Annotated in this window: 28 protein-coding genes; 1 reads left to right on the forward strand and 27 read right to left on the reverse strand. The window is 61.6% G+C overall.

Features of this window, described 5'->3' with window-relative positions; all coding sequences use genetic code 11:
* Window positions 1-111: 111 nt before the first annotated feature.
* Window positions 112-2361 (forward strand): hypothetical protein, encoded by a 2250-nt coding sequence (locus tag QXZ85_RS01305; protein WP_316173610.1) that lies wholly within the window; start codon window positions 112-114, stop codon window positions 2359-2361.
* Window positions 2362-2465: 104 nt separating this feature from the next.
* Here QXZ85_RS01305 and QXZ85_RS01310 read toward each other — a convergent pair whose 3' ends face one another.
* The 27 genes from QXZ85_RS01310 to QXZ85_RS01440 form a co-directional block, all read right to left on the reverse strand.
* Window positions 2466-2867 (reverse strand): hypothetical protein, encoded by a 402-nt coding sequence (locus tag QXZ85_RS01310; RefSeq protein WP_316173608.1) that lies wholly within the window; start codon window positions 2865-2867, stop codon window positions 2466-2468.
* 177 nt (window positions 2868-3044) lie between these two features.
* A complete protein-coding gene (locus QXZ85_RS01315) occupies window positions 3045-3515 on the reverse strand; it encodes a hypothetical protein (RefSeq protein WP_316173607.1) in 471 nt (156 codons plus the stop codon).
* Window position 3516: 1 nt separating this feature from the next.
* Window positions 3517-3993: a lysozyme gene (locus tag QXZ85_RS01320; RefSeq protein WP_316173605.1), complete on the reverse strand. Its 477-nt coding sequence runs from the start codon at window positions 3991-3993 to the stop codon at window positions 3517-3519.
* A gap of 13 nt (window positions 3994-4006) precedes the next feature.
* Window positions 4007-4237, reverse strand: a complete 231-nt coding sequence (locus QXZ85_RS01325) for a hypothetical protein (RefSeq protein ID WP_316173604.1) — start codon at window positions 4235-4237, stop codon at window positions 4007-4009.
* An 8-nt stretch (window positions 4238-4245) separates the two neighbouring features.
* Window positions 4246-4698, reverse strand: a complete 453-nt coding sequence (locus tag QXZ85_RS01330) for a hypothetical protein (RefSeq protein ID WP_316173603.1) — start codon at window positions 4696-4698, stop codon at window positions 4246-4248.
* Window positions 4699-4729: 31 nt separating this feature from the next.
* A complete protein-coding gene (locus QXZ85_RS01335) occupies window positions 4730-5812 on the reverse strand; it encodes a late control protein (protein ID WP_316173601.1) in 1083 nt (360 codons plus the stop codon).
* Window positions 5813-5843: 31 nt separating this feature from the next.
* A complete protein-coding gene (locus tag QXZ85_RS01340; RefSeq protein ID WP_316173600.1) occupies window positions 5844-6074 on the reverse strand; it encodes a tail protein X in 231 nt (76 codons plus the stop codon).
* Window positions 6075-6077: 3 nt separating this feature from the next.
* Window positions 6078-6500, reverse strand: a complete 423-nt coding sequence (locus tag QXZ85_RS01345; RefSeq protein ID WP_315773012.1) for a phage tail protein — start codon at window positions 6498-6500, stop codon at window positions 6078-6080.
* Window positions 6500-8590: a hypothetical protein gene (locus QXZ85_RS01350; protein ID WP_316173599.1), complete on the reverse strand. Its 2091-nt coding sequence runs from the start codon at window positions 8588-8590 to the stop codon at window positions 6500-6502. The genes QXZ85_RS01345 and QXZ85_RS01350 overlap by 1 nt, the downstream gene beginning before the upstream one ends.
* Before the next feature lie 140 nt (window positions 8591-8730).
* Window positions 8731-9036: a hypothetical protein gene (locus QXZ85_RS01355; RefSeq protein ID WP_316173598.1), complete on the reverse strand. Its 306-nt coding sequence runs from the start codon at window positions 9034-9036 to the stop codon at window positions 8731-8733.
* A 54-nt stretch (window positions 9037-9090) separates the two neighbouring features.
* Window positions 9091-9627: a phage major tail tube protein gene (locus QXZ85_RS01360; protein WP_316173596.1), complete on the reverse strand. Its 537-nt coding sequence runs from the start codon at window positions 9625-9627 to the stop codon at window positions 9091-9093.
* Window positions 9628-9696: 69 nt separating this feature from the next.
* Window positions 9697-10944 (reverse strand): phage tail protein, encoded by a 1248-nt coding sequence (locus QXZ85_RS01365; RefSeq protein ID WP_316173594.1) that lies wholly within the window; start codon window positions 10942-10944, stop codon window positions 9697-9699.
* Window positions 10945-11018: 74 nt separating this feature from the next.
* Window positions 11019-11630 carry a hypothetical protein gene (locus tag QXZ85_RS01370; RefSeq protein ID WP_316173592.1) on the reverse strand — a complete coding sequence of 204 codons (612 nt, stop codon included), beginning with the start codon at window positions 11628-11630 and terminating at the stop codon, window positions 11019-11021.
* Window positions 11618-12856: a hypothetical protein gene (locus tag QXZ85_RS01375; RefSeq protein ID WP_316173591.1), complete on the reverse strand. Its 1239-nt coding sequence runs from the start codon at window positions 12854-12856 to the stop codon at window positions 11618-11620. The genes QXZ85_RS01370 and QXZ85_RS01375 overlap by 13 nt, the downstream gene beginning before the upstream one ends.
* A gap of 51 nt (window positions 12857-12907) precedes the next feature.
* Window positions 12908-13243, reverse strand: a complete 336-nt coding sequence (locus QXZ85_RS01380) for a hypothetical protein (protein ID WP_316173589.1) — start codon at window positions 13241-13243, stop codon at window positions 12908-12910.
* A gap of 12 nt (window positions 13244-13255) precedes the next feature.
* Window positions 13256-15535 (reverse strand): hypothetical protein, encoded by a 2280-nt coding sequence (locus QXZ85_RS01385; protein ID WP_316173587.1) that lies wholly within the window; start codon window positions 15533-15535, stop codon window positions 13256-13258.
* A gap of 10 nt (window positions 15536-15545) precedes the next feature.
* Entirely contained in the window at window positions 15546-16784 is a 1239-nt protein-coding gene (locus QXZ85_RS01390) for a phage tail protein I (RefSeq protein ID WP_316228786.1), read from the reverse strand.
* 34 nt (window positions 16785-16818) lie between these two features.
* Window positions 16819-17730 carry a baseplate J/gp47 family protein gene (locus QXZ85_RS01395; protein WP_316173584.1) on the reverse strand — a complete coding sequence of 304 codons (912 nt, stop codon included), beginning with the start codon at window positions 17728-17730 and terminating at the stop codon, window positions 16819-16821.
* Window positions 17727-18137 (reverse strand): GPW/gp25 family protein, encoded by a 411-nt coding sequence (locus tag QXZ85_RS01400; protein WP_316173583.1) that lies wholly within the window; start codon window positions 18135-18137, stop codon window positions 17727-17729. Before QXZ85_RS01400 ends, QXZ85_RS01395 begins: the two co-directional genes overlap by 4 nt.
* Window positions 18137-18370 (reverse strand): hypothetical protein, encoded by a 234-nt coding sequence (locus tag QXZ85_RS01405; protein ID WP_316173582.1) that lies wholly within the window; start codon window positions 18368-18370, stop codon window positions 18137-18139. The genes QXZ85_RS01400 and QXZ85_RS01405 overlap by 1 nt, the downstream gene beginning before the upstream one ends.
* Window positions 18371-18393: 23 nt before the next feature.
* Window positions 18394-18657 (reverse strand): hypothetical protein, encoded by a 264-nt coding sequence (locus QXZ85_RS01410; protein WP_316173580.1) that lies wholly within the window; start codon window positions 18655-18657, stop codon window positions 18394-18396.
* Between the two features lie 6 nt (window positions 18658-18663).
* Window positions 18664-19350, reverse strand: a complete 687-nt coding sequence (locus QXZ85_RS01415; protein ID WP_316173579.1) for a phage baseplate assembly protein V — start codon at window positions 19348-19350, stop codon at window positions 18664-18666.
* The gene (locus QXZ85_RS01420; RefSeq protein ID WP_316173577.1) at window positions 19334-20122 is read right to left on the reverse strand and encodes a hypothetical protein; all 789 of its coding nucleotides are present in this window, start codon (window positions 20120-20122) and stop codon (window positions 19334-19336) included. Before QXZ85_RS01420 ends, QXZ85_RS01415 begins: the two co-directional genes overlap by 17 nt.
* Before the next feature lie 35 nt (window positions 20123-20157).
* Window positions 20158-20550: a hypothetical protein gene (locus QXZ85_RS01425; RefSeq protein WP_316173576.1), complete on the reverse strand. Its 393-nt coding sequence runs from the start codon at window positions 20548-20550 to the stop codon at window positions 20158-20160.
* A gap of 23 nt (window positions 20551-20573) precedes the next feature.
* Window positions 20574-20906, reverse strand: a complete 333-nt coding sequence (locus QXZ85_RS01430; RefSeq protein ID WP_316173575.1) for a DUF2190 family protein — start codon at window positions 20904-20906, stop codon at window positions 20574-20576.
* 78 nt (window positions 20907-20984) lie between these two features.
* Window positions 20985-22994, reverse strand: a complete 2010-nt coding sequence (locus tag QXZ85_RS01435; protein ID WP_316173573.1) for a prohead protease/major capsid protein fusion protein — start codon at window positions 22992-22994, stop codon at window positions 20985-20987.
* Between the two features lie 29 nt (window positions 22995-23023).
* On the reverse strand, window positions 23024-24556 hold the full coding sequence (locus tag QXZ85_RS01440) for a phage portal protein (protein ID WP_316173571.1): 1533 nt from the start codon (window positions 24554-24556) through the stop codon (window positions 23024-23026).
* Window positions 24557-24558: the final 2 nt, after the last annotated feature.

Raw genomic sequence — 24558 nt, forward strand, 5'->3', positions numbered from 1 at the left:
GTGCCAAAAATTGGTCAAACCGCATCTCGCGGTCAAGCTCAAGGTCCCTACCGAGACCTAGCCCTCCACACGATCGGTTGGAAAGCATTTCAAGACCTATGCGCACATGTCATGGAGGATGTTCTCCGTACACCGGTAGAGGTTTTCCGCGAAGCGCATGACGACGGCCAGGATGCCGTTCTAAACTCGAAAAACGCGCGGGGTGTAGAACAACCCACAACGGTCCAATGCAAATTTAGCGCGGTTGCCAGCCGCACCTTGAAGCCGAGTGATTTGGCAATCGAGGAAGAACACATTGAAGAGCTAACGCGAGCGGGGCTTTCTGACCGATACATACTAATGACGAACATGTCCGTTTCCGCGCCGGCGGCCGTCAAAGTACGGAAACGGTTAAGAGAACTTGGCGTAAAGCGCCCTCACGTTTTTGGGAAGGAATTTTTGACGAGAGTGATCCGCGGCAGCAGCAAGCTCCGCGCGCTCGTGCCGCTTGTCTACGGCCTTGGCGATCTTTCAATCATCCTGGATGATCGGCGCGCAAAACAGGCCAAAGCTGTTCTTGGTCACCTCCAAAGCTCGCTGCGCACCTATGTAACCACCGCACCACACGTTAAAGCCGTGCGTTCGCTCGCAAAGCACAAGATCGTCTTGCTCCTCGGAGACCCTGCGACTGGTAAGTCAACTATAGCGGCGGTTTTAGCAACAGTCGCAGCTGACAACCCACGCCATCGTTGCTTCAAGGCAGATGGCCCTATTGAACTGATGGCAAACTGGAATCCTGACGAAGGCGGGGCACTGTATTGGATTGATGACGCGTTTGGGCCAAACCAGCTAAGGCAGGATTTCGTCGATGCATGGATAACAATGATGCCCAAAGTTCAAGCAGCAATTGTGGGAGGCAATTCGTTCGTTCTTACATCGCGGCGGCACATCTACGAGGCTGCAAAGCCCAAGCTAGGCTCGCGCAACCATCCACTTTTTCGAAACGAGGACGCAATCGTCCAGGTTGGCGATCTGACACAGGGCGAGCGCAGTCAGATTCTCTACAATCACATTAAAGCTGGCAATCAGCCAAAGCATTGGAAAACGCATCTTAAAAACAATCACGTGGAGGAACTTGCTAGGGAAGCACTATTAATCCCAGAGATCGCCCGGCAGCTCGGCGACCGAGCCTATACCCAGAGGGTTCAACTTACTCGAGACTCTCTCCTTCATTTTATCCGCGACAATCGCACTTTCTTAAACGAAACAATCAAAGAGCTCTCGAAGGACAGTCGCGCTGCGCTCACGATGGTTTTTTTACATGGCGGCAAGATGGCCATTGGAAATCCGTCTCCGAATATGCAGGAACTTGTCATCCGCCATTACGATATAGATCGCGAAGCACTCGGAGAGGCCCTTGGCCATCTGAAAGGCTCGTTTCTCGTGGAGAAAACGGATGGCGGCCAACTGTTTTGGACGTTCAAGCACCCAACGCTTGCCGACGCTCTCGCCTCTACACTCGGTGAGACCGAAGGAATGCGTGAATTGTATTTGCGCGGCGTAAAGGTCGAAACCGTTCTGTCTAATACCGCATGCGTGTCTGAACCCGTGATTGGCAATTTCGTTCTAATACCGGAAACTCTCGATGGTCTCTTGGTGGAACGCCTGCTCGAAACACCGGATGAACCCGGCCTGAATCGTCAGCTATTCAGTTTTCTAGCTGATAAAGCATCAGATTCCGTCCTCCGAGCTTTATTCGCCAAAGCTCCAGGACTATTCGATCGTAAAGCAATCGCTAGTCATCGCGCTGGTTATGATCCAAAACTTCGCGCATGCGCACGCGCCCACAGCCTCAATATTCTTCCGCCACAAGCGCGACTAACGATGGCCGCTGTCCTCGAAGACGATCTATTTGACGAAATGGATGTCTCGTTCTTGGATGATGATCGCATCTTGGAGCTTTTTTCAACATCAACGCTTTTAGGCTTAGTCTCTCGAATAAAGAACGAGCTTATTCCCAAATACGAGGAAGCCATCGAAACGTGCGTCGAAGATGCCGATCTCGATCTTGAGCCAAGTGACAACTTCGAGGATCTATCCTCGGCAGTGACTGATCTACAGCATTTCCTCGATGATAAAGATTCTGACGCGCTGCTAAGCGCACAAATGCTCAGTAACTCAATTGAAAATGGGATCGAGAGAGTCGCTGAAAATAAGGAAAAGCGCCAGCGAGAGCGCGAGCGCGACGATTGGATGTGGGAAGAACTGGACGAAAGCACTCGTTCACGGTCCCAATCCCAAGTAACCGTGCCGCCCGCGGAGGATACGAGAAGCAACGCGTCTCCTCATCCCCGTTCAATCTTTAGCGACGTCGACCAGTAGCTTTCGCGAGCGCGCCTCTGTGGCGGCGGCTCTCGCCGCCGCGCGCACGTTCTTTGTAAACATCGCCAGCTGCAATGCTTGCGACGTGCGGGGCGATAGCAGCTTTATGGTTTGCCGGGCAGCGGATTAAACTGCCCTTGCATGGTCGCTACCGCGCGCGCTGTGGCATTCTCCGCGTCCCAAAGCTTGATGATGCGGGCCTCATTCTCCCGGCGCAGCTCCGCCAAGGCGTTCTCATTCTTGTTGAGGGCTTCCTTGATCGAGGAAATGAACACGCCACCAATAAACAGCAGCACGGTCACAGCGATGGTGATTGGCTGCCATTGCGGCGTTGTCTTCGCGTCCAGCTTCTGCCCGAGCATGGCGAACCCGCTGTCAACCTTGCCCTCCAAAGAGCGCATGTCGGATTTCAGCTCTCGGACCTCGCCGCGCACCGCGGCGTGCCCTTCCTCCAATCGGGCAACGTCCGCCGCGAGCGCGGCATTATCGTGCGTCGTCATCACCATACGCCTTTCGCCAGCCGCTCGCGTTGCCGCGCCTGACATTCCCGCGTGTCGCCGATGCTATCTGCCGCCTCAACCAGCGCCTTGCGCGTTCGCATCAACAGCACCTTGCGGCTCTGCCCCTTGACCGGCTGTGGAATGGTCGGGTCCCTCGCCAAGTCCTCGCAATCGCGAGGCAGGTTAATGGCCGGCTTTGATGGAGCCTGCAGCGCGGCGAGGTTGCATGTCGCGCAACCACCGCACATCGTCGTCAGACAGGTCATCGCAACCAGCCGGAGAGGCAGGCTGCGTCTTAAGCCATTGCTCATAGGTCTTTGCTTTCAGGTCATCGGCTGCAGCAGCCGCTTTTGACGCCTCATTAAGGCGCGCCTTGTCCGCTGCCGCAGCGCTCGAGTTGTTCAATTGGAGTTGCGAAAACGCGAGGTCTTTTTGCAGCGTCGCTATCTGCTCGCGGCTATCGGCCGAGCGCCGATCAATCAGGGCGCAGAGGAGACCGAACAGGAGAAACGCAACGAGCTTGGAGACCGGGACATAAGGCCCGATCACCGGAAAGTAGGACAGCAACGGCATGAAGCCGATGACCAGCGCCACCGCCAACACACAGCCGATGATGCCGAGCGCCAGATTCGAGGTTGCGAGCGACCAAAGCATATCAGTCATCGCGCAAGCACCACGGCCGCTCACCCCACATGGCATCCGTGCGGCGGTTGTAGAGACCTTGCAGGAACTTGCCGTTCGCGTTGACGTATTTCACCATCGCGTCACAGGCTTGCTTGATCCGGCCAGCGTTGAGGTCGCTAGCAATCGACGTGCCGCAAACCTTGCTCGGCCCGAGGTTCACCGCGAACGACGCAATAGCAGCCTGCCGATGCGGCGGCATGGTCGGAAGCGACGGCACGCATACGACGACCTTATCAGCGTAGCGCTCTGCCGCTTCTTGCAACGCGCTTTGGCACTGCTCTTTGGTGAACTTGTCGCCGACCTTCAGCCAAGGCCAGTCATAGTTCGTGATGCCGCCGCACACCGTGACGACGCCCGGCGGATCAAAGCTCAGATGCACCGCTGTCAGGTTCATGCCCTCCCAATGCGACACCAGCGCGCCTGCAAGCACGGCGCCGGCGGCGGACAAGCCCGCTACCTTCCTAGTTTTCGCCATTTCTGAATTCCTTTTGCGAGATGAAGCGGAACGCGCCGGCTGCAACGGTCGTGAAGAACGACAGCAGGGCGAAGGTCCCGCGAGGTAACGGCGGGTTGTCGGCAAGCACCGAGAACGCCGCCTCAAGGCCGTCGAATAGGAACGACAGCGCGAGCAATCGGACTGACCACGCGTGACGCAGCACGCGCTCCCAATCCTCAACCAATCGGATTTTCATGGTCCCCCTTAATGAAGGTCGCGGAGAACAGCGCGACCCAGCGGCCGCACGCGATCGCGCACGGCGTGTCCGTCATTTCCCGAAATCATCCGGATCGATCCATTACCCAGGCAGGCCGTGACCTCGCCGACGTGATGCGGCCACACGGCAATGAGCCCCGGCCGACAGGTGCTTGCCGGGCTTCCCAGCCTCGCCCATCGCGCCGCGAGATTGAGCCGCACGTCATTGAGGCCGTGACGGAGCCGCAACCAGCAGCCACACCAGGGGATGCCGGCGCAGGCCATCGGACGTCCGCCGATGGCCTCCCTATGCGCCGGGACCGCCGAGGGCGTCGCCTTGTGATGCCGCTTGTGGTGATGATGGTGGTGCGTGTGATCGTGCCGCGCGTGATGCACGCGCGGCCGAGCGCTGGCGTTGCTTGCGATCAGGCAAAGCACCACCATTGCGAAAAGCATTCGCATGGTCAGTCCTGTGATTTGAACGTGTGTTGAGTTAGCCGACGTTGCCCGCGCCGGCGGCTTGACCAGCTTCCGGGGTGCCGCCTGATGATCCGCCGCCGCCATCGGTTGGCGTCCGGCCATCGGTGCCCGCGTCGCCGTCCGGCTCCTTGACCGTTAGCGACGTGACGTAACCGCCTCTGCGGCTGTACTGATGTTTTGCGCTGTCAATGCGGTAGGTGCCGTCAATACCGGGACGAGCTCCGATGACGTTGCAATTGGCTTCAGCCTTGGCATTGGGCTCGCCGTCAATCACGACAGTGCCCCCGCCCTTTTCGCGGTCTCCGCCCTTTTTCGAAGATCCTGCGCGGTTGCCTGCCGTGTCTTCGTCATACTCGGAATATCGGTCGGTTGAGGCGCTTTGCGCCGCCTGTTGCCCGTCTACCGATTTCCTATTCCATTTGGCTTTCGTGTAGTCATACCAGCGCGTCACGAAGCTGGAGAACTGCGGCCGGCCGCGCGCCGGGGTCAGGTCCCATTCAATGAGGTTCCTGCCCCATTGTGCCGTGATGGTCGTCAGCGCGGCGCCGCCGGCGCCAATGCCTTCATTGCGAGGCACCAAGATGGCTTGGTTGTTCCTGATCTTGAACATTCCGCCGACCTCGCGGGCGATCTTGTCGCCGAACGCGATGAAGCTTTGCCCATTCATGCCCCACCAATCGCGCTTGATCGAGGCCAGCGACGGATGCACCTGCACCGAGACGCCGGCATAGCTGCCGGCATCCTGCATGACGTCGCCGAGCGTGCTATCGTCCCAATGCTTTTCCCGGTGTTCCTTGATCTTGCTGTCCGTGTCGGCAGACTTGGCGCTGATCGAGAGCATTCGGCCTTGCGACCGCCCGCCCGTCGAGCGCACCTCCTCAATCTTGCCATCGAACACGACACCGAGCGTTCCGCCCTCCCAACCGAGCGCAATTTGCAGCGGGTCATTTTTTGACGGCAGCAGGATCACGCCGCCCTTGTCCGACAGCAAGATTGCTGCCGTGTCCGCCGTCTGCCCCGCCGAGTCGGTGACTTGAATTTCGGTCAGCAGCCTATTGAAGGCAGAGCTAACCGGTCGGCCGCCAACCGTCACCATGAAGGCGGCCTTGCGTCTTACAGCCATGTCGTCAATCCCAAAGCGAGATGACCTTCGTTGCCGTCGCCTCCGGAGGCCGCGGCACCACGACAACCACTTTCGTGCCCACGGCCATCACCACTCCTTGACGCGGCAGCGTCGGGTTTCGGTCAAGCGTTTGCTCAACGAGGCCCGGGACCTCGCGCCGGTAGTGCTGCCAGAGGAGAAGGTCCAGCGTCATGCCCTCACGGGTCACAACCAATGTTTCGGTTGCTGCGGCCATGCGTCACCCGAACAGCGTGAAGAGCGAGGCGACGTAATCAGCCGGGTCCGGCGGATCATCCTTCACAAGCTCAATTTCAACGTCGATCATGCGCCCGACGCCCTGCCCGTCCAGATGGGTCGACGTCTCGCTTACGTGCGTGATCAAATACCAGCCGAGCGGGACGCCATCGCCGCGCAGAAGAAATTGAGGCGCACCGCTTTCCCGGAGTGCCCCGAGCATATCGAGCGAGTCCAGCCCGCCGAGCTTGTGCGGAAACAGCTTGCCCACCATCTTGATGATTTCCTCGCCATCGCCGACGAACTCATGACCGCGGCGCGAGCCGAGCAAGTCCTTTGGCGCGAAGTCGGCTGCGTGGTCGCGGCCGAACTGATGCGTATTGAAGGGCGCCACCTCGAAATCGAGCGGCCCGAGTGCGTACAGCATTATGCGAACTCATGGTCATGGAGGCTGCCGAGCATGTGATCATCCGTAAGCGCGCCGAGATGCATCGACGCGTCATAGGCGCTCTGTTTCTTGCTCTTGCGGCCTGATGCTGCCGTTGCCGGCGCGGGGCCGGAGGTTGGCGGTACGCCGCCAATCTGCGGCGTCACCGTTGGCGATGCGCTGAAGCTCAAACTACTCAGGGCCTTCGCCACAAAGGCGTTGATGTCGTCCTCCGCGCCCTTGAGCTGGCCTTGCAGGTTCTCGCGGAAGCTGGAGCCGGTCTTCTCGCCGGCCGCTGCCGCCTCGCTGCCCTTCTGATCGCCGAACATGCCGAAATTGAAGGTGTTCGGGTTCTCCGATCGCCGCTTGTCACGCTCCGCAGCCTCCGCGTCTCTGCGCGCCTTCTCCGCTTTGTCCGCATCATCGGGGCTAAATGTCAGACCCTCGCCCGGGTAGCCGGTCGATGCCTTGTCTTCATAGGCCTTCTTGTCTTCCGGCTTGACCTTCTGCCACCAATCGCCCTTGAAGTAGTCCGCGAGCGTCGCCAGGGCGGAAGCCAAACCGTTGAGGCCGTTGGTGATGATGGTGACGTTTTCGAAGATGTTCGTTGCAAGGTTCTTCGATTGCTCAACCACGGACGCCCAAGCCTGATAAGGGTCATTCTGCGTCGTCTGTTGCGCCGCTTCCATGCCCTTCGCCTTCTGCAGGTTCAGCTTATCCTTTTCGATGACGCCCTGATTGGCGAGCAGCGAGGCAAAATATTCGCCCGCGTTCCGGTTGCTGAAATGCGTTGCCAGGAAGTCAACCGCCTTGTTGCGCTCCGCCGAACCGGCATCGGTTTCCAGCTTCATGCCCGCCGCTTCCATCTTGGGCTTGAGAAACTTTGTCGCCCATTCGTAGGGATTGCGGATAAACAGCTCCTTTTCCTTCAGCTGATCGCCCTTGCCGAGCACGCCGAAATCGCGAAGCCGTTTCTTTGCCGCATCCGTTTGGCGCTTGCCGATCAGCGAGCTAAACGTAGTCGCCTGCGCCGTACCGAATTGGTCCGCGCCCTCATGCTGGATCATCGTCGGCGCAACCAGCGCAAGATATTCCTCATCAAGACCGAGCTTTGATGACTTCGACCGCTGCAGATAGGTACGGAAGTCCTCGCCGCTCAACGTCTCGCCGTAGAGGTTTTTGGCCTTCACGAAGGCGTTGAGCATGCGCCCGAACTTGTCAGGCGAACCGGCATAACCCGCGCCCTCCAAGCCTTTCGTCAGCTGCTCAAGGTCGTGTTGCCCGCCTTCAGCGCCGCCGGGACCGGACGACAGCACGCTTTGCGCCTGGACGATCTGCTCGGCAAATTCCAAGGCATGATGCTGGTCGCCGAGCGTGCCGCGCAGCTTGCGGATATGCTCCATTGCGGTTTGCTGTCCGACGTTCTTGTATTTCATGGACAGCTCATGCGCCTTCGCAGAAGCCTCCGCGATTTCCTCGGGCGTCATGCCCGAGAGCGCGCCGCGCCATTTCTCCCGCTGCCAATCCGCCTCGTTGTGGACCGTGAATTTGCCGAGCCTATAGGCGGCATAGCCTGCCCCGATGGTCGGCAGCGCGCCGCGAGCCAGGCCAAGCAGGCCCGCGATATTGCCCTGTCCGCCCCCGGCCGACGCGCCGGAACCGTTTCCGCCTCCGCCGGAGCCGCCCCCGCCGCCGAGCTTCCTTGCCTCTCTCTCAACCCGGCGCAGGTGCGCGAGGGTGTCCTTTTCCCAAACATCAAGCTTGGGCAGGTTGTCTAGGAGCGTCTTGCCCTTGCCGAGCGTCGAATAGAATTCCTTGAAGGTGCGCTCCAGCTCCTTCACCTTGTCCGCCGACAGCCCGAGCTTGCCGATGTCGGCCGCAAACCCCTTTGACCAACCGATGGCCGCGTTGTTGGACGCGGCCTTGTTGATGTCCTGGATTGACTTGGCGACCTTTTCGGCGCCGCCCGCAGATTTGCCCACCTGCGCGACGGTTTGCTCAACCTGCTTGAGTGATGCGGCCGCGCCCTTTGCCGGGCCGCTGATGCCGTCTACAAGCTTGATGATCAAGCTCGATACGAGATTTGCCATTGGCTATCCCATCTTTCGTATTTCAACCGCCTGCTGAAACCAGCCGATCAATTCGAGCCAATCCATCGCGAGCAGCCGGTCAATGGGCGTGTGAAGCCAATGGGCCGTGAAGCTCACATAGAAGCGAACGGCGAGCGGGTTTATCCGCCCGCCGGTCGCATCGAGCGGGGCAAAAAATCCATCACCGCCTTGCTCACCGCTGCCGCGTCGTCAGCGTCCAGCGCGTCAATCACCTCCGCCGGGCAATTGAACATCGGCAGCCGCCGCGTCTCCTCCGGCTGTGCGAAGAACGCCGACACCTCCGCGCCGGTCATGCGCCTCACGGTGACGTCGGTATAAATCTCGCCGTCGTATTCGAGCGGCCATTCAAGCGGGATGGTCTTGGTGCGGCCGTCAACAAAGCTCGGCGACGCCGGAGCGGCCTTGGTCTCAACTTCGTCAGTCATGGGGTGATGGTCCGTGAATGTTCGGATGGGACAGCGCGTGCGGTAGACGGCCTGTTAGGCCGTCCCGATGCGGAGAATGGTGTTTTCGTCGGCATTCTGGTCAATGCCGTCGATCCGCCAGACGTTCGTGAAGAAATCCCAGGCGATCTTTTCCTTGTTATCGAACCAAAGCTGATAGCTCACGATTTCGTTGAGCGCATAGTCGCAGCCGGCCAACTGACCGCGCTGGAACGCGTCCTGACTGATCCGGCCGAGCCGGGCTTCAATGATTGCCTTGCTCTCGATCGCCCGGCCGGTGCGCTTGTCAACGATCACGCCATAGGACGTGTAGACGTTGCGCTGCTTGCCCCCGAGGCCGAATTGCGACAACAGGTCGGGGTCGAAGCCCTTCAGTTTGAAGCCGGCCTCCAGCTTCTTGATGCCGAGCGAGAATTCAACGCCGATCAGCGCGCCGCCGGGCGTGTGCTCGCCGTAATTCTCCTCCAGCGACGGCAGGCGCATTTCCTCAAGCGTGAGGTGCTTGGACTTGGTCGGGTCATCGTCGCCGCAAAACAGGTTGGCCGCGGTCTGGACGTAAACGGTATTCGCCATGTGGCGTGATCCTTATTGGTGTTCCGGAATGAGGAAGCGCCCCGCCGTGATCGGCGAGGCGCAGGCCGATCAGCCCGTCAGGTCGTTGGTGTCGGCCGCAAGATCGGCGATCAGGATTTCCAACGCGTGCTCGTAGCGGCGTGAGTCGATGTCGATCCGACGCAGGACGGGCGGCTCCTCCGCCTGGAAGTAGAAACGCAGCTTTCCGAGGCGCAGGTTCTCCGGCGAATTCTTGTTCGGCTCGAAACCGACCTTGAAGCCGAGAATGTCATCGGTCGCGACAAGATCGCGCAGGAAGCGCGAGGCCGTATTGAGCAGCGCCTGCACGGTCTGGCGTGTGATGTTGTTCCCGCCGAGATACAGCCGCAGCGTTTTCAGCAAACCGAGGTGGATGTAATCCCGCATACGGGTGACGCTGTAGAATTGCCATAGCGGGTCCGTCCCGGCGTTATCCGTCCCCACGAACACGAAACCGCTGTCCGCGATCGCGGTTTCCACGCCCAATTCGCCGCGCAGGAGGACGCCGACATTGGCGCTCAAGATGTCCTGCCCCTCGGTCGCGCCATCCGTGAGCGAGAACGCCACGAAACGGTTGGGACCGAGGATTCCCTGCACCGCCTGATTGGCAAAGGACTTCCCCGGAACGCCGCGGTTCTCATAGTCCCGGCGCACGCCGATGCCGAGCACCGCGCCGACGCCCGGGGCAGAAACGGCCTCGGTGCCCGCCTGAATGCGTACCCACGCATCGATTGGAATGAGCCGGCTGGAATTCATCGTCTCGCGCCAAGCCTTGATTGCCGTGGCGTTGGTGCCAGGGCCTTCCACGACCGCGTGACCGATGAGCTTGTCCAATATGCCCGGCAGAGCAACACAGATGGGGTTTGCGTCGGCGCCGTTGCGCTGATGGGTATAGCCCGGGACGCCAATGAGGCGCGGGATGACGCCCAGCTCGGGGCCACCGAGCAGAAAGGCGTAAAGGCCGCTCCGATCGGCCTCAACGCCGAGAATGTTGGCGATGGTCTCCGCCTCGGTCTTGCCTTCCTCGGTGCGAACGATGACGGTCTTGGCGGCAACCTCGTAATCGGCCAACTGGTCGTTGAGCAGCGAAAGCTGTTCCTGAAGATCCCCGGCGCCCAGCGCCGTCAGCATGGCGGGGTCGGAGGACGCCATATAGACCGGCGTATCAAGCGGGAAGATGTTCGGGTCCGCCGCGGGCGCGGGACCGATTAGCCCCACCACGGAAAGGTCAGATGCGACTACCGGCCTCGGGTCGGTATTGTCGCGGGTAATGGTAATGCCAAAAACCGGATCGGTCATTTCGTCTCCAAAGAAAAAGGCCGCCCGAAACGGACGGCCTTCGAAGGGTTGATTTGTCTGGTGTTGGTGGTTGGCTACGTCGTGAGAGCGCGTGCCCGAATGATGAGTTGGTCCACCTGATCGCTTGTCAGATTGAGCGCCGCGATGACACCTTGCACCAATGGGTCAGTGCGCTTGATTTCCGTCACCAAATCCCATTCCTCTTGCGTCTTGGCATCGGCCGCGATGATCGCCTTGACGGCGTTCCATTGGGCGAGTTCGTCAAAGGCACGCTTCAGGCCGAGCTTGGTGGCGCTATCGGGCACCACGACAAGGGCCGGCGCGTCAATGAGCGCGTTGGTGGCAGCGTCGTACATCTTGCCGCCGAAAGCCGTTTCTGGATCAGGCGCAGCCGGGTCCGTCATGTCCATTGCGTCGTACATTTCGAGCAGCAGAGACCCTGCCGGGAATAGCCGGCTCCCCTCGATCGTCGCCACCTGCACGATCATGCGGCCATTGGCATCGGCTCGGCACACCAGCTTAACGCTTTCGTCCGACAGCCCGCGCGCCGCCTGGAATGCATACCAATCGGTTCCGTCCGCGTCGCTCTTGCAAAAGGCGATGTTGTTCGGCAGGCCGGTCGGCCACGGGTCCGGAACATAACTCGACCACGTGCCATAAGATACGATAGTCGTCATGACGCCCACCCCGCTGTGACCCATTGTCCGTTGATCAGATACTGAATGTAACGGGCTTGAAAGTTCCACCCGCCGTCATTGGACATCGCGCCGGTGAAGAACGCGTGGGCAATCTGCCCTTGGCTCCAGTCGTTCCATGCCGGCGCAGATTGGCCGGCATATACGCCGCGAACGCTGCTCACAGTGTTGGGCGCCTGGTCCGAAAGGTCCATGTATCGCTGGCCGCGCGGACCAATGAGCCAGTTGGTCGAAACGAAGTTGCTCCCGTCAAACCCGAGGTAACTTCCACCGTTGCCGAACAACAAATAACCGGTGTTCGTGCCGGCGCGCTCGATCCGGCTATCATTGTTGGCCTGGAAACCCTGATTGAGCGTCGCCATGACGCCGTTGACCGTGAGGCCATTGGCCGCGAGCGCGCCGCTTATCGTCAGTGCTCCATTGGCGGCCAGCTTCAGCGCCACCGCCCCGGCATGCGACAGCGTGTAATTGCCGGCGCCGTCGTCAAGGTACGTCGTCCACCCGGCCGCGCCAGCATGCTCGGAACTGATCACGATGGGCGTGCCGGCCGGCGTGTTGAAGTTGAGCGCGCCGGTCATTGTGTCGCCGGCCTTGTTGAAGGCCTTGGACTTCACATCATCCACGTTCGCATGAACAAACGCCGTCGTCGCGATCGTGTCGTCCGTCGTGTCAGTGTCTGGCGTCGGTGCCTTCGGAGCGCCCGCAAAGCTCGGTGAATTCAGGAACGCCCGCAGCGCCGCCATATTGGCGACTTGGGCATCGCTCGCGTCAGCCGCCGGCGTCGGCGCGACCGGAACATCGCCAGCGAACATTGCGGCCAATTTGGCCTTGAGCACGGCATCCACGAACACGCGCGCCGCGGTCTCGACCACAAGATTGGCCGTGACGCCACCGTGTTCGATGGTCGAAAGATAGCCGCTGATTTGGTCAAGCTGTTGCTGCGACGTCTTCGTGAAGGTGTTGACCACCTCGGTCCCGGCATTGATCAGCGCATCGATCGCCGAAACGCGGGTCTGTGCGTCCAGCGCGACCGGAGAAACCAAATCCTCGATCACCTGCAGGCCGCGCGCGAGCAGCGAATTCGCCAATTGCGTCTGCACGTCCTCCTTTTCGAAGAGCGCGGCGAGGTCGGCCGCAATCTGCCTGATCAGCCGGTCCCAGGCCGCACCGCCCAAGACCTTCATTTGGCTGCTCAGGAAGGGTGTGTAATCGCTCATCTGTCCCCCTTGAACGAAATCGGCCGGAGCACCAGGCCCCGGCCGATCGTGTCAGGCCCTCGCGTAGCCGGTGACGATGGTGGCGTCAGAGGCGAGCACCGATGACAGGATGTCACCGCGCAGCAGGACGCGAGGCCCGGGATGCACCTTCGCGCGCCCGACGCGAATTGAGGTCCGGAGGTTCACTCGATATTGCGTCTCCGGATCGATAGCCGCAGGCGCTGACGCGTTCTCCGTCACCGGAGCAGCGTTCGGAGCCGGCGCGACGGATGACGCCTGTGTGGCCGTCTCTGCCGTGTTGATCGCGTTTGTAACGTACGACACAACGGGAACGATGGTCGCCGTGGAAACCGGGGCCTGCGCCCCGGTTGTGGTGGTGTCTGCCATGTCATCCGCTCCTTACGGGATAGCAACGTCAGTGAGGCAAGCGACATGGAAGGTCCGCAACGGCGAGTCGGTGCCGATGCTGATCATGCGCTTGAACTTGGTCAGGCTCGGGAGACCCGAATAGGTGAAGGTCCGCCGAACGGAGCCGTCCGGCTGGAGCACGTCAGCCACGGTGCTCGCCGTGATCTGGTTGGCGAAGGTTCCGCCCGTGAGGAGCTTCACATCCACCTTGTTGTATTCGGTCTGGAAATCCTCCAGCGTCGCAATCACCTGCACCTCGGTCACCGGTCCCGGGACGTCGCGCTCGGTCGAAACGTGCACGCCATCCGTGCGCGGCCGCGAGCGCGTCACCTTGGACAGGTTGAGATAGATGCCCGGCATCACTTCCGTGGTGCCGTTAAGCGTCATGCGCGCGCCTACCGAGGCCGGCTGCCCGGTCAGCGGATGCGGCGTCGTAGCGGTCGGAGGTGCCGCAATCGGATACCAGACATTGTTGACCTTCACCTCAAAGACGATGTTGGTCGGGTCCGGCGCAATCTGCGTCAGCATCATGTCGATATCCGTCATGCCGCCGTTGCAGGACCACGGATCGAGATCGATAACCACGCGCGGCGCGGAGAACGCCGCAGCCTGGATTTCAAAGCAGGCATCGCGCGAGATATCGCCCTGGAACCACGCGCCATCGGTCGAGGTGAAGAACGTCCCCTGCGCGTACTTGTTGTTTTCGCACATCGCGAGCCAGTGATTGCCCGGCGTGATCATGATCACCGCGACCCGCTGCCCCGCCTCCACATAGACCGGCGGAATGGGGATGTCCGTGATGGTCGGGTAAAGCTTCAACTGCGAAGCCGGGACCGTGACCGTTTGCAGGACGTTGACCGGATCAGGCGAGGACGACGGGGTCACCTTCGCAATGAGGATGCGGAGGTCACCTTGCGTGTCCAACCGGCTGAAGCCTAGCCGCACCTTGGTCAACCACGCGGCGCGCGGAGCCATGAAGGTTTGCGAGCAGACGTTGCCGACAAAAGCCGCCGTGGTGACGATCGTATCCCAATAGATTTCCTGATACGTGTCAGTCCAGAACTGTTCGATCCGGATCATCTGATGATTGATCAGCGCGAGCTGCGGGTCCAGCACCTGATAGGTATTGCCGGCCGCGTCCGTGAAGATGCCCGACACCGGGTCATAACGGCCGCTCTGCCACATCGCCGAGTTGGTGCAAATCAGATAGGTGGTGCCCCAACGAATGCGGGTCTGCGAAACCGTGCGCTGCACCGAGGTGATGTTCTGCGCACCGGCATTCGAAAGCGCGACCTCGCTATCCTTGCCGATGTTCGAGACCAGCGGCACCGACGTGAAGGCCGGCAACAGCAGGCCATCCGAGCCAACCACGAACTTGGTATCGGCCGGATTGGACAGGACAGGCGAGGACGTTTCCGCGTTGGCATCGGCGAAGCGTAGCCCCTCCTCCACCTTCGCCACATAGCGCGGGTCCGTGATGTCCGAGTCCCGCTGATCGAGGAACCAATCGGTCTTACTGTAGCTCGCCGCGTCATCGACGCCGACCATGTCAGAGAGGCGCGCCACCTGCTCAAGCAGGTAGACGGTCATTCCCTTGGACTGGTTGCCCTGCGCCTGCTGCTGCAGCTTGGCAATGTCCGAGCGCATGCCGTCAATGATCGGCTGCGTGATGTCCTTCCACTGCTCGACCACAATGAGCCGACCATCCACGTCCACCAGCGACGCGAGCCGGTTGGCGGTCACCTGCGTCACCACCTGCACCGCGCTCGGGGTCAGCGTCACATAGGCCATCACCAGGGCTTCGATCGGCACCGCGGGCGCAGCCGGGTCAACAGCCGCTGCGCCAGCAACCACCTGCACCGAGGCCGTGCGAATGTCGCGGGTCGCCGTGGGCTGCGCCTGCGTCTCGCGCGTCGTGGCATTGACGAGGAAGTCCCGCTCCTCAACCTTGTCCGCCTGATCAAGGCCGACGAGGCAGATAGCACAGATGCGCTTGAAACCCGTGGTAGGAAGCTGGCCGATCAGGTCAATGGTGACGCCGTTGTCAGTCTCGTTGCCGTAAACGCGGCCTTGGCTCCAGAGGCGGAATGGCGTTGCAACCTTGATGGTGGTGGTGCCGCTGATCGAGACGTCCCCGCCGGCGTACTTCGCGGTCGGGACAAGCGCGTCACTGACGACATGGTCCATGCTGTCACGTGCGTAGAGGCCGAGATTGTTGATGTCATCGACGGTCACCTTTTGGCGCGCGCCGAACTTTACGATTTGTTCCATTTCACCTCTGTCAGTCGTAGAGCGGAATTTCAGCGTCAAACGCGATCGAACCGTCCAGCGGGACAGCGTCGTCAAATTCAACGGGGCGTGAGATTTGTGTCGTGAACCAAATCTGATCACGATGGGATTTAGCGGCGCGCAGGGCTGCGGCGACGCGGTCTAACTGGCCTTGAACCGGGACCGTGCAGGCCTCATCAACAAAGCCGTCATCAAGCATGAACGACGGCACCGGAGCCGAGCCCCCGAAGTGTACCCGCATCTCTGCATAGAACGGCGGGATTTCCAGCCGCGTGCTATCGAGGAAGAACCCGCCATCGCTTCCCGGCGTCCCTACGAGCCGCGTGGCGTCATAGAGGTAATAGCGGTCATAGATGCGGAGCGAACTATCCTTGTCGCCGAGATAATCCCCCACATAGCCGACCTCAATATGGAGCACGTCGAGGCCGATGATGCCCGTTGTCGCGATCCTTTCCGGAATGACGTTCATGAGCGTCAATGGCGGGGTGTCGCCCGGCAAGATGACAGGCTGCGGCGTGATCGGCACATAGGAGCGATCAGCCGCGATGGTCAGCAGCTTTGACGTGATCTTGGCCGCCGTGACGAAGGAGGCATCCGCTGCCGCATCCGCGATGAAGAACCCGCCATCATCCTCGCCCGGGATCACCACCCCGACCAAGCCCTCGTTGATCGCGTTGGCCCCTGCCCACGTCACCGGAAGCATCGGCACCGGAGTGCTTACGCCCTTGTCAACGAGGTACGCCCGGTTGCCGTAGCGATCAGCGGCGGTTGAGACCGTGACGAACTCATCGTCCGAAAAGCCGTCATTCGTGTAGAGGTCGGCATCCGCAGTGCCGTAGTCGCTTTCCAGATAAATCCGCAGCTCGGGGAACTGCGCTGCAAAGGCCGCCTTCTCCTCCGGAGTTGCGCTCGGCGCGGCATAGGCGCCCACGGGCGGAATGACATAGCTTTGCAGCTCGGCGCCGATCAGCTCCAGCCATCCGATGAGGGCTGGCAGCGTGCCCTTGATCCTGTGCAGATGGATCGAATTGGCGATGGCCCTACGCTTCTGCCATTCGGGCCAATCTTCCTCCCAAACGTCTAGCGACACCTCCCATGCCAGATGCGGGAGAAAGTTGAGCGGCGCATCGAACGGCCGCTTGATCGTTTCAATGGGCGTCGGGATGCCATCGAACCGCCTCTGAGCGCTCGCCGACATGAGCCGTTCAAGCGGAGAGGCATTCGAGGGCAACAGATGGATGTCGGGGTCGTCAATCTCCGCGAGGTCAGTCATCGATCACCTCGACGTCAACCGTTATCGAGGTGACATGCACGTGGCTGTAGCCGTCCGGGATCACGTCCGCCGCCGGGCTTTCCACGATGACTTTCTCAATACCCGTCGCCCCGGATCGAGCCGCACCAATCAGCCCGTCAGTCCGAAGGGCCATCCCGATGCGCCGACGCAAGAGCCGGTAGTTGTCCAAGGCCTTGGTTGCGTTCGCTCGCACCGTTTCAGGCGCGGGGCCGCCCCCGATCTGGATCAAGACGCGTACCGCGGCATCAATGGGCTTTGACGACATGGTGTGCACGTCATCAGTCAGGGGCCGCGTGGTCTTGGGCGACAACGCGTTATAGGCCGCCGTCACCGCCTCCGATGTCGCAACGCCGTTTCCGTCACGCGCCAGCACCACAACATCAACCCGGTTGGAGTGCGGATTGATCGCGATCGCGTCGCTAAGCGACGGATGCGAGCGCCGGGCGAAGTAGACGTAGGAGCCTTCCGGGCCTGCAACGGAGAACGCCTCCGGAGCCATCTGGATTTCTTCGCGGTACTCGGCATCCGATTGATAGATTTTGTTCACCGGATCAATCAACCGGCGCGGCGTGTCAAAGAGCGCGCCCACTTGATCGAGGTCCGTTCCGACCGAATAGGCCAGGAGCAGCGCGCGGGCCTTGTCATTCACCAGCGCCCGCAACAGCGTCTCGCGATAGGCGATGGCCTCAAGAATGATCACGATCGGCTCGGTCTCGAGCATCAGCGTGTCAAGGGTCGGAAGATCAGGACGCCCTACGCGGTAGGCGTCCCAGGTTGATTGTACCCACGCCTTTTGATCGGCAAGGATGGCCTCGTAATCGACCGTCTCAATGAGAGCCGGCGGGGCCAGTTGGGATAGATCGAGCTTGGTAAAGCGGGTCATGCTGCTTGCACCGTTATGCTTCCATCTCCGGCGCCGATCGCGAGGACGTAGTCACCGCGCGCAGGTGTCGGGTCGCCGAGATGGCCGCGCGGCAGGTACTGCCCATGAATTGCCATGGAGAGCTTGCCGGAGCGCAGTTGGTCGGTTTTGTTGCCGGCTGGATTGAAGTAGACCCGCGTCACTCGGAAGCGCGGCTCCCAAAGCTCGATCGCCACGACGACCGCGTAACAAAAGCGCGTCACCGTCCGTGCAGTCAGGTTCTCGCCGAGCAGCGGCGGCACCTCAGAGCCGAAATATCGGCGCATCAAGCGCGCGCCGATATGGGTCGTAAACAGCACGTGCAGCGACTGCACCACATGGCCCCAACCGTCCAACGCCTTACCGGTGTCGCGGTTGATGCCTGCCATCAGGTCGCCGGGATCTCAACCGGAGCGACGGGCACGGACGGCACCGAGGCGACCGGCGCCGAGACAGAGGGCACCGGGTCCGCCGCATTTGTATCGTCCGAAACATCCGCGGGCTCGGTCGCGGGATCCCCGACGACCGTTCTAGCGTCCTCCGCCGGCAGCGCCGCGCGGGCGATCAGATAGCCGATGAAGCAAATGAGGGCGAACAAGCCCAGGATGACGGCAACTTTCATATCAAGTCCTTTCTTACGGTTGGTCAGGCGATGGCCTGAGAGGCCACGGAAGCGGCCTCCGGAGCCGCCGGAGCGGCTTCCGTGGTCGGGGCGGAGGACGGAGCCGGCGTGACGGCGGCCGCCTGCACGGTCGCCGTAAGCGCCGCCTCGGCGCCCGGGAGCTCGATCGTTCCGCGGCGCAGCTCGAAGCGCGCCGCGCGGTCGCTCAACGTGATGGTGCCCGCCCTGCCCCTGCGCTTCAGCTCGCGCGGGGCATTGCCGGTCAGATTGTAATTTTTGTTTGTCATGTTCTCTCACTGCTTGGAGAAGGTTTGCTTCGCCGGGATGTCGCCGATCAGCAGCACCTGCATTTCCGGAGACTCGCCCTTACCATCGACACCGAGATACGTCCGTCCGACCGTGCGGACGGCGGAGGCCGTCACGTTCACGACCGAACCCGTTTGCTCGATCTCGGAGCCTGAGACGGTTGAGGTAATCGCGTCGCTCTTCTGTTCGATGTCGCTGCCGTCGCCGACCTTCGAACTGATGACTTCCTTGGCAATGTTCTTGATCGAGTCTTTCGTGACCTCGATCGAGGCATCACCAACCGTGAGCTTCACGCTGTCCTTTTTGATTGTGATGTTGACGTTTTCAAACGTCAGAATGTGTTGGTCCGGCGCGTCCGATGGCGACGGGTTGTCGTCGGACCATGTCAGCGGCAGGCACAGGCCTTGCCGAAAGTCGCCCGTGGGCGAGAACAGCGTCATTTGCTGCCCGACGCTCGGAGGCGTGTGCACCTTCAGCGCGCCGGCAATCTGCGCGTAAGGCACCCACGGGCTTTCCTGCGGCTCCTCATCCGTGCCGCCGATCTGGAGTTTGACCAGGTGCTTTTTGGCATCGACCTTAACGACCTTGCCATGGCGAACCATCGTGTCAGCGCGTCGCTTCAGGTCCGCCACGTCCCGCATCAGCGAGACGATTTGCTCATGTAGCGCTGCCATCCGCCGCATCCTGATAGATCGCGAAATCATCCGGATCGAGCGTCACCGAGGCCAGCACCGCGGGCTCCGCGGCGCCGGTTGCCTGATGATCGAGCGCCGGGGCCAAGCCCATGCTCCGTAGCTCGCGATAGGTCAGGCCGAGCGTCGCGGCGGCCAAGCGCCATGCGGGCAACGTCGGGGTTGTGATCAGCGACCGCCAATCGAGCGAGAGCGGCTTCAAGTCCGGAACAGTCGCCATCAGGTCGAGAAGGTCGGACCACAATTCGGAGAGCGGCGCGCCGCGCACCGGGTCGGCCACCGGCTCAACCGAATAGATTTCGCGGATGAAGTTGAACTTGCGCCCGCCGTCGCTATCGGCACCACGGCCCCATCCCGCCTCCGGCAGAAAACGCACGACAAGGCGGCGGAACATCTCGGCCCAAGGCCCGGGGTCGCCGGTCAGGACGGCGTCGATTTCATAGGCGATCCGGCGCAGGCGATTTTCATAGGCCGCATCGGTCGCCGCGTATTCGATGATATCGGCCGGCTCATCCTCGCCGCTGTCTGTGTGCGCCGCCGGGATTGTGATGGTAGTCGCCTTCGCGACGAACATCTCAAAGGCCAAGTCAACCGAGTGTTCCGCGGCGAGCAGGTCCCGACCCATGATGATTTTCTTGCCCTGCTCGGCGAGCACAACGATGGTCGGCGACGCATCCTTGCCGAGCAACGCGCGGGGATCGACCACGCTATCAAAGACGCGATCGGCAACAGAGGTGGCGTTCTTCAACGCCATGTAGGCGCAGATGCGAACGGCGCAGACTGCAAGGCTCATGCGGCGGGCTCCAGTGTCTGGACGCTGATGGCCAGCCGCCCATCATCAAGCGGCTCGATCAGCGAAATGGTGAATTCGGGCAGGCCCGGCAGCTCCAGCCGGGTGATGCGGTCGCCTTGGCGATATTCAACGCCCTTCAGCTCAGAGGCCTGCACGGAGAACCAAATCTTGGGCGTGACGAAGCGGCGCTCGAAATCGCGACCTTCCGGCGCCGAATTGGTGATGCGCTTTTGCTTGTCCGTCTCTCGATAGGCGCCCGTGACATTGGCAACCGGCCGCGTCGTGTCCACGCCGCCGGCCGAGTAAACCGCCTCTGTCCATGGCGTGATGCGGATGCGCTCGCCCATGACAGCATCGACAGTGTTTGACGAAATCTGCACCAAGGCCATGAACAGAGACATGCTGCGCCCTCTTACGCGGGCGGCAGGATCAGCGCCGGCCCCGACGTCGCCACGGCGGCAACGGCAGCGGCTGCGGCTGCAACGCGCGGCAACACGCCCTCGGTCACCGTGAGCACGCCGTTTGCGGTGTCCCAATACAGGGCCGCGCCCTCGGTCCAGGCCTCGCCGGTCTTCTTGGGCAGCGTGTAGGCGCCTTCACGGTCCAGCTCAAAGGGCTGGCCTTCGTCGGCGGAGAAAGCGGCGACGCCGAAGATGATGCCAATGAGGTAGCCGTTGCCCGAGACGGCACCGCCGGCCGGCGCCGTGAACGTCAGCACCTTGCCGTGTTGAATTTTGTTCTTCACTTCCGTTGTTTCCTTGATCGAGAACGCAAAGGGGCGACCCGAAGGCCGCCCCCGATGGTTTCCGCTTGCGCGAGCCGATTATTTCGCGACGTTCGGCGAGCGATAGGCACCGCGGTAATCGATTGCGCCGCAGCCGAAATCATGCTCCAGCGAGATGCCGACGCCCTGCACACCGAACGGGTTCTCAATGCGCATGCGCGGAGCCTCGTAGCCGTCCAGCATGCCCCACACGAACACCGGGGCAGCGGAGGGCTCCGCGTAAAGCTCCCACTGATCACCGTCCAGCGGCGCAACCACGGTCCGCAGCTTGCCGCCGAACGGGTTGACATCGCCCTCCTTGGTCGGGGTGATGATCGCGAGCGCCTTGTCCGCGTTCGTTTCCTGATCAGCACCAACGAGCAGGATAGCCGGCTTCAGATTGAGCTTGGCGCCGCTCTGATTGGTCTGCTTGCGGATCACGGCGCGGCCGATCGAGAGGCCATCCGCCGAGATGTCACCGCCGGCCGCAGCGAGGTTTTCGCGGGAGGCATCAAAGACCGGCTTCTTGCCTTCCTGCAGCATCGGGCCGGCGCCGCCGTTGAGGGCTTTCATCTTGTAGAAGATGCCTTCCTCGAAACGCGACACGCTATCGCCGTAGCTGCCGAGCATCTGGTCAATCGCGCCGATGTTGTCGTCAATCAGCATGCGCCGGGAGATGGCGAACTGAATGGCGTAAGGCGCGACCGAAATGCTTTCCTTGCTCTCGCCCCACGTGCCGAACTTGATCTCGCCCGACTCATTGACCGGCTGCAACTGCGGGAAGTCGCCGACGCGCACCTGAGTGTGCGGCCGGAAATCCACGAAGTTCCGGCGCACCGAAATCTCCCGGTAGGTCGCCGACGCCTGCTGATAGCGGGAGGCCAGCACGCGGTTGATGGTCGACTCGAAAATGACCGGGAAATCCGAGGTCGTATGCATCGCGCGGCGGAGGACGTCTTCGCGATCGGCGGAGGTGCGCAGCATGGAGCGCGAGCCGATCACCACCGCCGCCATTTCGGCGAACGAATAATTCAGATAGGCACGTGCCCCGGCGTCCAGGGCGCGGACGTTGCCCTCTTCGTCGCGCAGCGCGGAAGCGCCACCCATGCGAACGGTCAGCGCATCCGTGAACTGGCGTACGCGGGTCTCGGTCTCGTCCTGCGTCACCTGCACCGAAAGGCCAGGGCTGGAGCGCGTTGCGTCGGCCGCAGCGGCGAGCGCTTCGAAGGCACGGGCGCGGAAGGCGTCGGCGGTAACGCCGCCGGAGATGGCTGCACGGATGTCGTCATTCGACATGTTGGCGCGGGTGCCGATGGTCATGATGTCGGCGACGCGGCTGCGTTCGGCAGTCAGGTCGAAGGTCGGCGCAGGCGCGGCCACCGAGGGCGCAGGCTGCGGAGCCGGCGCGGAGCGGGTCTCCGGCGCGGGCACGGTCGTGGTCGTTGCCGAAGGCTCGGCGGTCGGGGCAGCATTACGCCGCATGTCGTCATTCTCCGTAGGATTTGGGTCATCGACCCGTTGCGTTTCAACCGGCGTCGATCGAATTGACGCCTGTGGGTCGGCAGGTACGGCCACAAGGGAGACTTCAAGCAGCTCCCATTTGACCGCGCGCCAAACCTCAACCTCGTTTTCAAGTGACGCGAGCGTCCACGTCGTCACCCGATAGCCGACCGAAATGCCCGTCAGCTCGCCGCGGACAACCATGCCCTCAGCGCGTCGGCCGGCGTCCGTATCAGCGAACCGAATGCGGCCAACGAGCAAGCCGCCCTCGATCCGTGCGGACTCGACGATGCCAAGAATGCTATCGACCGAGTCCTGTTTGTGCGTGTCGAGGAGCCTGCATTGTCCGAGCGCCACGCGGTTGAGGTCGATGGCAAGAGCGGAGATTTCCAGCTCTTCGTAAGCGCCCCATCGCGCGACCCGCGAGCCGGCCGAGAACACCGCCTCAACCGTATGCGTCTCCGCGTCGTAGCTTGATGCCGTGAAGCGCGCGGAAAGATCATCGGTCGCGGCGCGCGCGATCACCAATCCCGGCTCAAAGCCATCAGGCGTCATTCGCGGACGCGCCATTGAGCGCATCCGCGTCTTGTGTTTCTTCATCAGGCCTCGCTATCTGCCGGCTGCTTCTCTTTGCCGTCAGCCGGCGTGTCGTCATCCGACGCGGCATCTTCCTTTGCGTCAGGGTCCTTTTGCGCCGCGCCCAACTGGTCAACGCGGCGAGGATCGATATCGAGCACCAAGCCGTCTTTGTCGGCATCCGCCCAAAACTGCTTGGTCTCTTCCAAGACCTTGCGCCAATCGCGGCCCCACTCGTTGATGAATTCCTGGGGCGAGATGCGCCCGGCGCGCACGGCGAGAATATCGGCCTTCAGGTCTTTCAAAGGATCGATTGGCACCACCGCCGGCATGACGTATTCGCGGAGGTACGGGGCCTTGCGCTCCTTCACCTTGCCGGCGGCAATGGCGATATCAAGCCACCGCTCTGTCACCCGGTGCATCAGCATCGGCACGAGCGTCAGCCACTGTTGCTGCTCAACGAGGCGCTTGAAGATCCTTTCGCCCGCCTTCATTGACGAATAGCTCGCCTGCCGGAGGTCCCCGGTCAGTTGGTCGTAAGTGATCATGCCGCCTGAGGCGATGCCCATGAGCGCCGTCATCCCGACCGGTTCGAACTGCCCTGCCCCCGATGGCGAAAAGGCTGTCACGGTCTCGCCAAGAGCCGCCCGGTAAATCATCCCCGGCGCCATGCCCTCGATATTGCGCCCGTCCCGATCCTTCCGAGCCGCCGCAGCCGCCACGCCCGCAACAGGATCATTCGAATTGATGATCATGCCGTAGCAAGCTTCCATCCGGAGCTTGACCACCATGGCGTCAAGAGCGTCGTAATAATCGCGCGTGCTCTGCATCACCGGCGCGAGCAGCGGGACGCCGCGGACCTGCCCGGCGCGCAGCGGCCGGTATATGTGGCAGAAGTCCCGGCGCTCAACAAAGTCCGGTATCAGTTGCGGCGTTTTCCAGAGCGTCGGTTCGGAAGGATGATCCTTGTAGAGCCAATATCCAAGGCGCTCATTCCAATCGCCGAGCACGACACCGAGCCGCGACCGCCTTCCATCAAACACGCCATCGCGTTCCGTTGCGATGATGTCGCCCTCAACGCATTGCAGTGCCAGCGGCACCGCGCGGCCCGAGCCGATCTTGCGAGGCACCATCCGGACGCCCGAGTCTCCGCGCTCCAGCGCCGACCGATAGGCAACGTTCTGGATACCGGGGAAACTCTTCTCGCCCTCGATATCCGCAACGAGGCACCATTCATCCCATAGGTCCTGAAGGCGCTTATCCTTCCAAGCCACGGTAATGCCCGTGCCGATGGTGTGAGCCGTGAGAACGTCAACGGCGCGAGAGCCGATCCACGTGTTGCGCACGAGGTCGGAGGAGCGTTCGCGAAGCTTTGCGAGGGCTGGACCCAACGCACCGTTGGCGCTATCAGCCTTCGCACCCTTGAAGCTGGCACCGCGTCTGCCCATGGTCGCGCCGTCATACGAGCGCTTGACGTCAATCGCGGACAGGACCGCCATGCGCGACGCAGCCGCGTGCGGCGACACCCACGCGAGCGCCTTCAGAAACATCGACATGC

Origin of the sequence: Bradyrhizobium sp. SZCCHNGR1005 (assembly GCF_032489995.1) — a bacterium.
In the GTDB taxonomy this organism is placed as follows: Bacteria; Pseudomonadota; Alphaproteobacteria; order Rhizobiales; family Xanthobacteraceae; genus Bradyrhizobium.

What these genes read in the sequence shown, in the direction of transcription:
- QXZ85_RS01440 (WP_316173571.1), bottom strand. Translation starts at nt 24,556, where the DNA reads ATGTCGATGTTTCTGAAGGCGCTCGCGTGGGTGTCGCCGCACGCGGCT.
- QXZ85_RS01425 (WP_316173576.1), bottom strand. Translation starts at nt 20,550, where the DNA reads ATGGCCTTGGTGCAGATTTCGTCAAACACTGTCGATGCTGTCATGGGC.
- QXZ85_RS01420 (WP_316173577.1), bottom strand. Translation starts at nt 20,122, where the DNA reads ATGGCGTTGAAGAACGCCACCTCTGTTGCCGATCGCGTCTTTGATAGC.
- QXZ85_RS01345 (WP_315773012.1), bottom strand. Translation starts at nt 6,500, where the DNA reads ATGCTGTACGCACTCGGGCCGCTCGATTTCGAGGTGGCGCCCTTCAAT.
- QXZ85_RS01330 (WP_316173603.1), bottom strand. Translation starts at nt 4,698, where the DNA reads ATGCGAATGCTTTTCGCAATGGTGGTGCTTTGCCTGATCGCAAGCAAC.
- QXZ85_RS01355 (WP_316173598.1), bottom strand. Translation starts at nt 9,036, where the DNA reads ATGACTGACGAAGTTGAGACCAAGGCCGCTCCGGCGTCGCCGAGCTTT.
- QXZ85_RS01415 (WP_316173579.1), bottom strand. Translation starts at nt 19,350, where the DNA reads ATGGCAGCGCTACATGAGCAAATCGTCTCGCTGATGCGGGACGTGGCG.
- QXZ85_RS01325 (WP_316173604.1), bottom strand. Translation starts at nt 4,237, where the DNA reads ATGAAAATCCGATTGGTTGAGGATTGGGAGCGCGTGCTGCGTCACGCG.
- QXZ85_RS01305 (WP_316173610.1), top strand. Translation starts at nt 112, where the DNA reads ATGGAGGATGTTCTCCGTACACCGGTAGAGGTTTTCCGCGAAGCGCAT.
- QXZ85_RS01365 (WP_316173594.1), bottom strand. Translation starts at nt 10,944, where the DNA reads ATGACCGATCCGGTTTTTGGCATTACCATTACCCGCGACAATACCGAC.
- QXZ85_RS01315 (WP_316173607.1), bottom strand. Translation starts at nt 3,515, where the DNA reads ATGCTTTGGTCGCTCGCAACCTCGAATCTGGCGCTCGGCATCATCGGC.
- QXZ85_RS01405 (WP_316173582.1), bottom strand. Translation starts at nt 18,370, where the DNA reads ATGAAAGTTGCCGTCATCCTGGGCTTGTTCGCCCTCATTTGCTTCATC.
- QXZ85_RS01400 (WP_316173583.1), bottom strand. Translation starts at nt 18,137, where the DNA reads ATGGCAGGCATCAACCGCGACACCGGTAAGGCGTTGGACGGTTGGGGC.
- QXZ85_RS01385 (WP_316173587.1), bottom strand. Translation starts at nt 15,535, where the DNA reads ATGGAACAAATCGTAAAGTTCGGCGCGCGCCAAAAGGTGACCGTCGAT.
- QXZ85_RS01435 (WP_316173573.1), bottom strand. Translation starts at nt 22,994, where the DNA reads ATGGCGCGTCCGCGAATGACGCCTGATGGCTTTGAGCCGGGATTGGTG.
- QXZ85_RS01350 (WP_316173599.1), bottom strand. Translation starts at nt 8,590, where the DNA reads ATGGCAAATCTCGTATCGAGCTTGATCATCAAGCTTGTAGACGGCATC.
- QXZ85_RS01310 (WP_316173608.1), bottom strand. Translation starts at nt 2,867, where the DNA reads ATGGTGATGACGACGCACGATAATGCCGCGCTCGCGGCGGACGTTGCC.
- QXZ85_RS01340 (WP_316173600.1), bottom strand. Translation starts at nt 6,074, where the DNA reads ATGGCCGCAGCAACCGAAACATTGGTTGTGACCCGTGAGGGCATGACG.
- QXZ85_RS01395 (WP_316173584.1), bottom strand. Translation starts at nt 17,730, where the DNA reads ATGACCCGCTTTACCAAGCTCGATCTATCCCAACTGGCCCCGCCGGCT.
- QXZ85_RS01380 (WP_316173589.1), bottom strand. Translation starts at nt 13,243, where the DNA reads ATGGCAGACACCACCACAACCGGGGCGCAGGCCCCGGTTTCCACGGCG.
- QXZ85_RS01375 (WP_316173591.1), bottom strand. Translation starts at nt 12,856, where the DNA reads ATGAGCGATTACACACCCTTCCTGAGCAGCCAAATGAAGGTCTTGGGC.
- QXZ85_RS01410 (WP_316173580.1), bottom strand. Translation starts at nt 18,657, where the DNA reads ATGACAAACAAAAATTACAATCTGACCGGCAATGCCCCGCGCGAGCTG.
- QXZ85_RS01335 (WP_316173601.1), bottom strand. Translation starts at nt 5,812, where the DNA reads ATGGTGACGGTTGGCGGCCGACCGGTTAGCTCTGCCTTCAATAGGCTG.
- QXZ85_RS01360 (WP_316173596.1), bottom strand. Translation starts at nt 9,627, where the DNA reads ATGGCGAATACCGTTTACGTCCAGACCGCGGCCAACCTGTTTTGCGGC.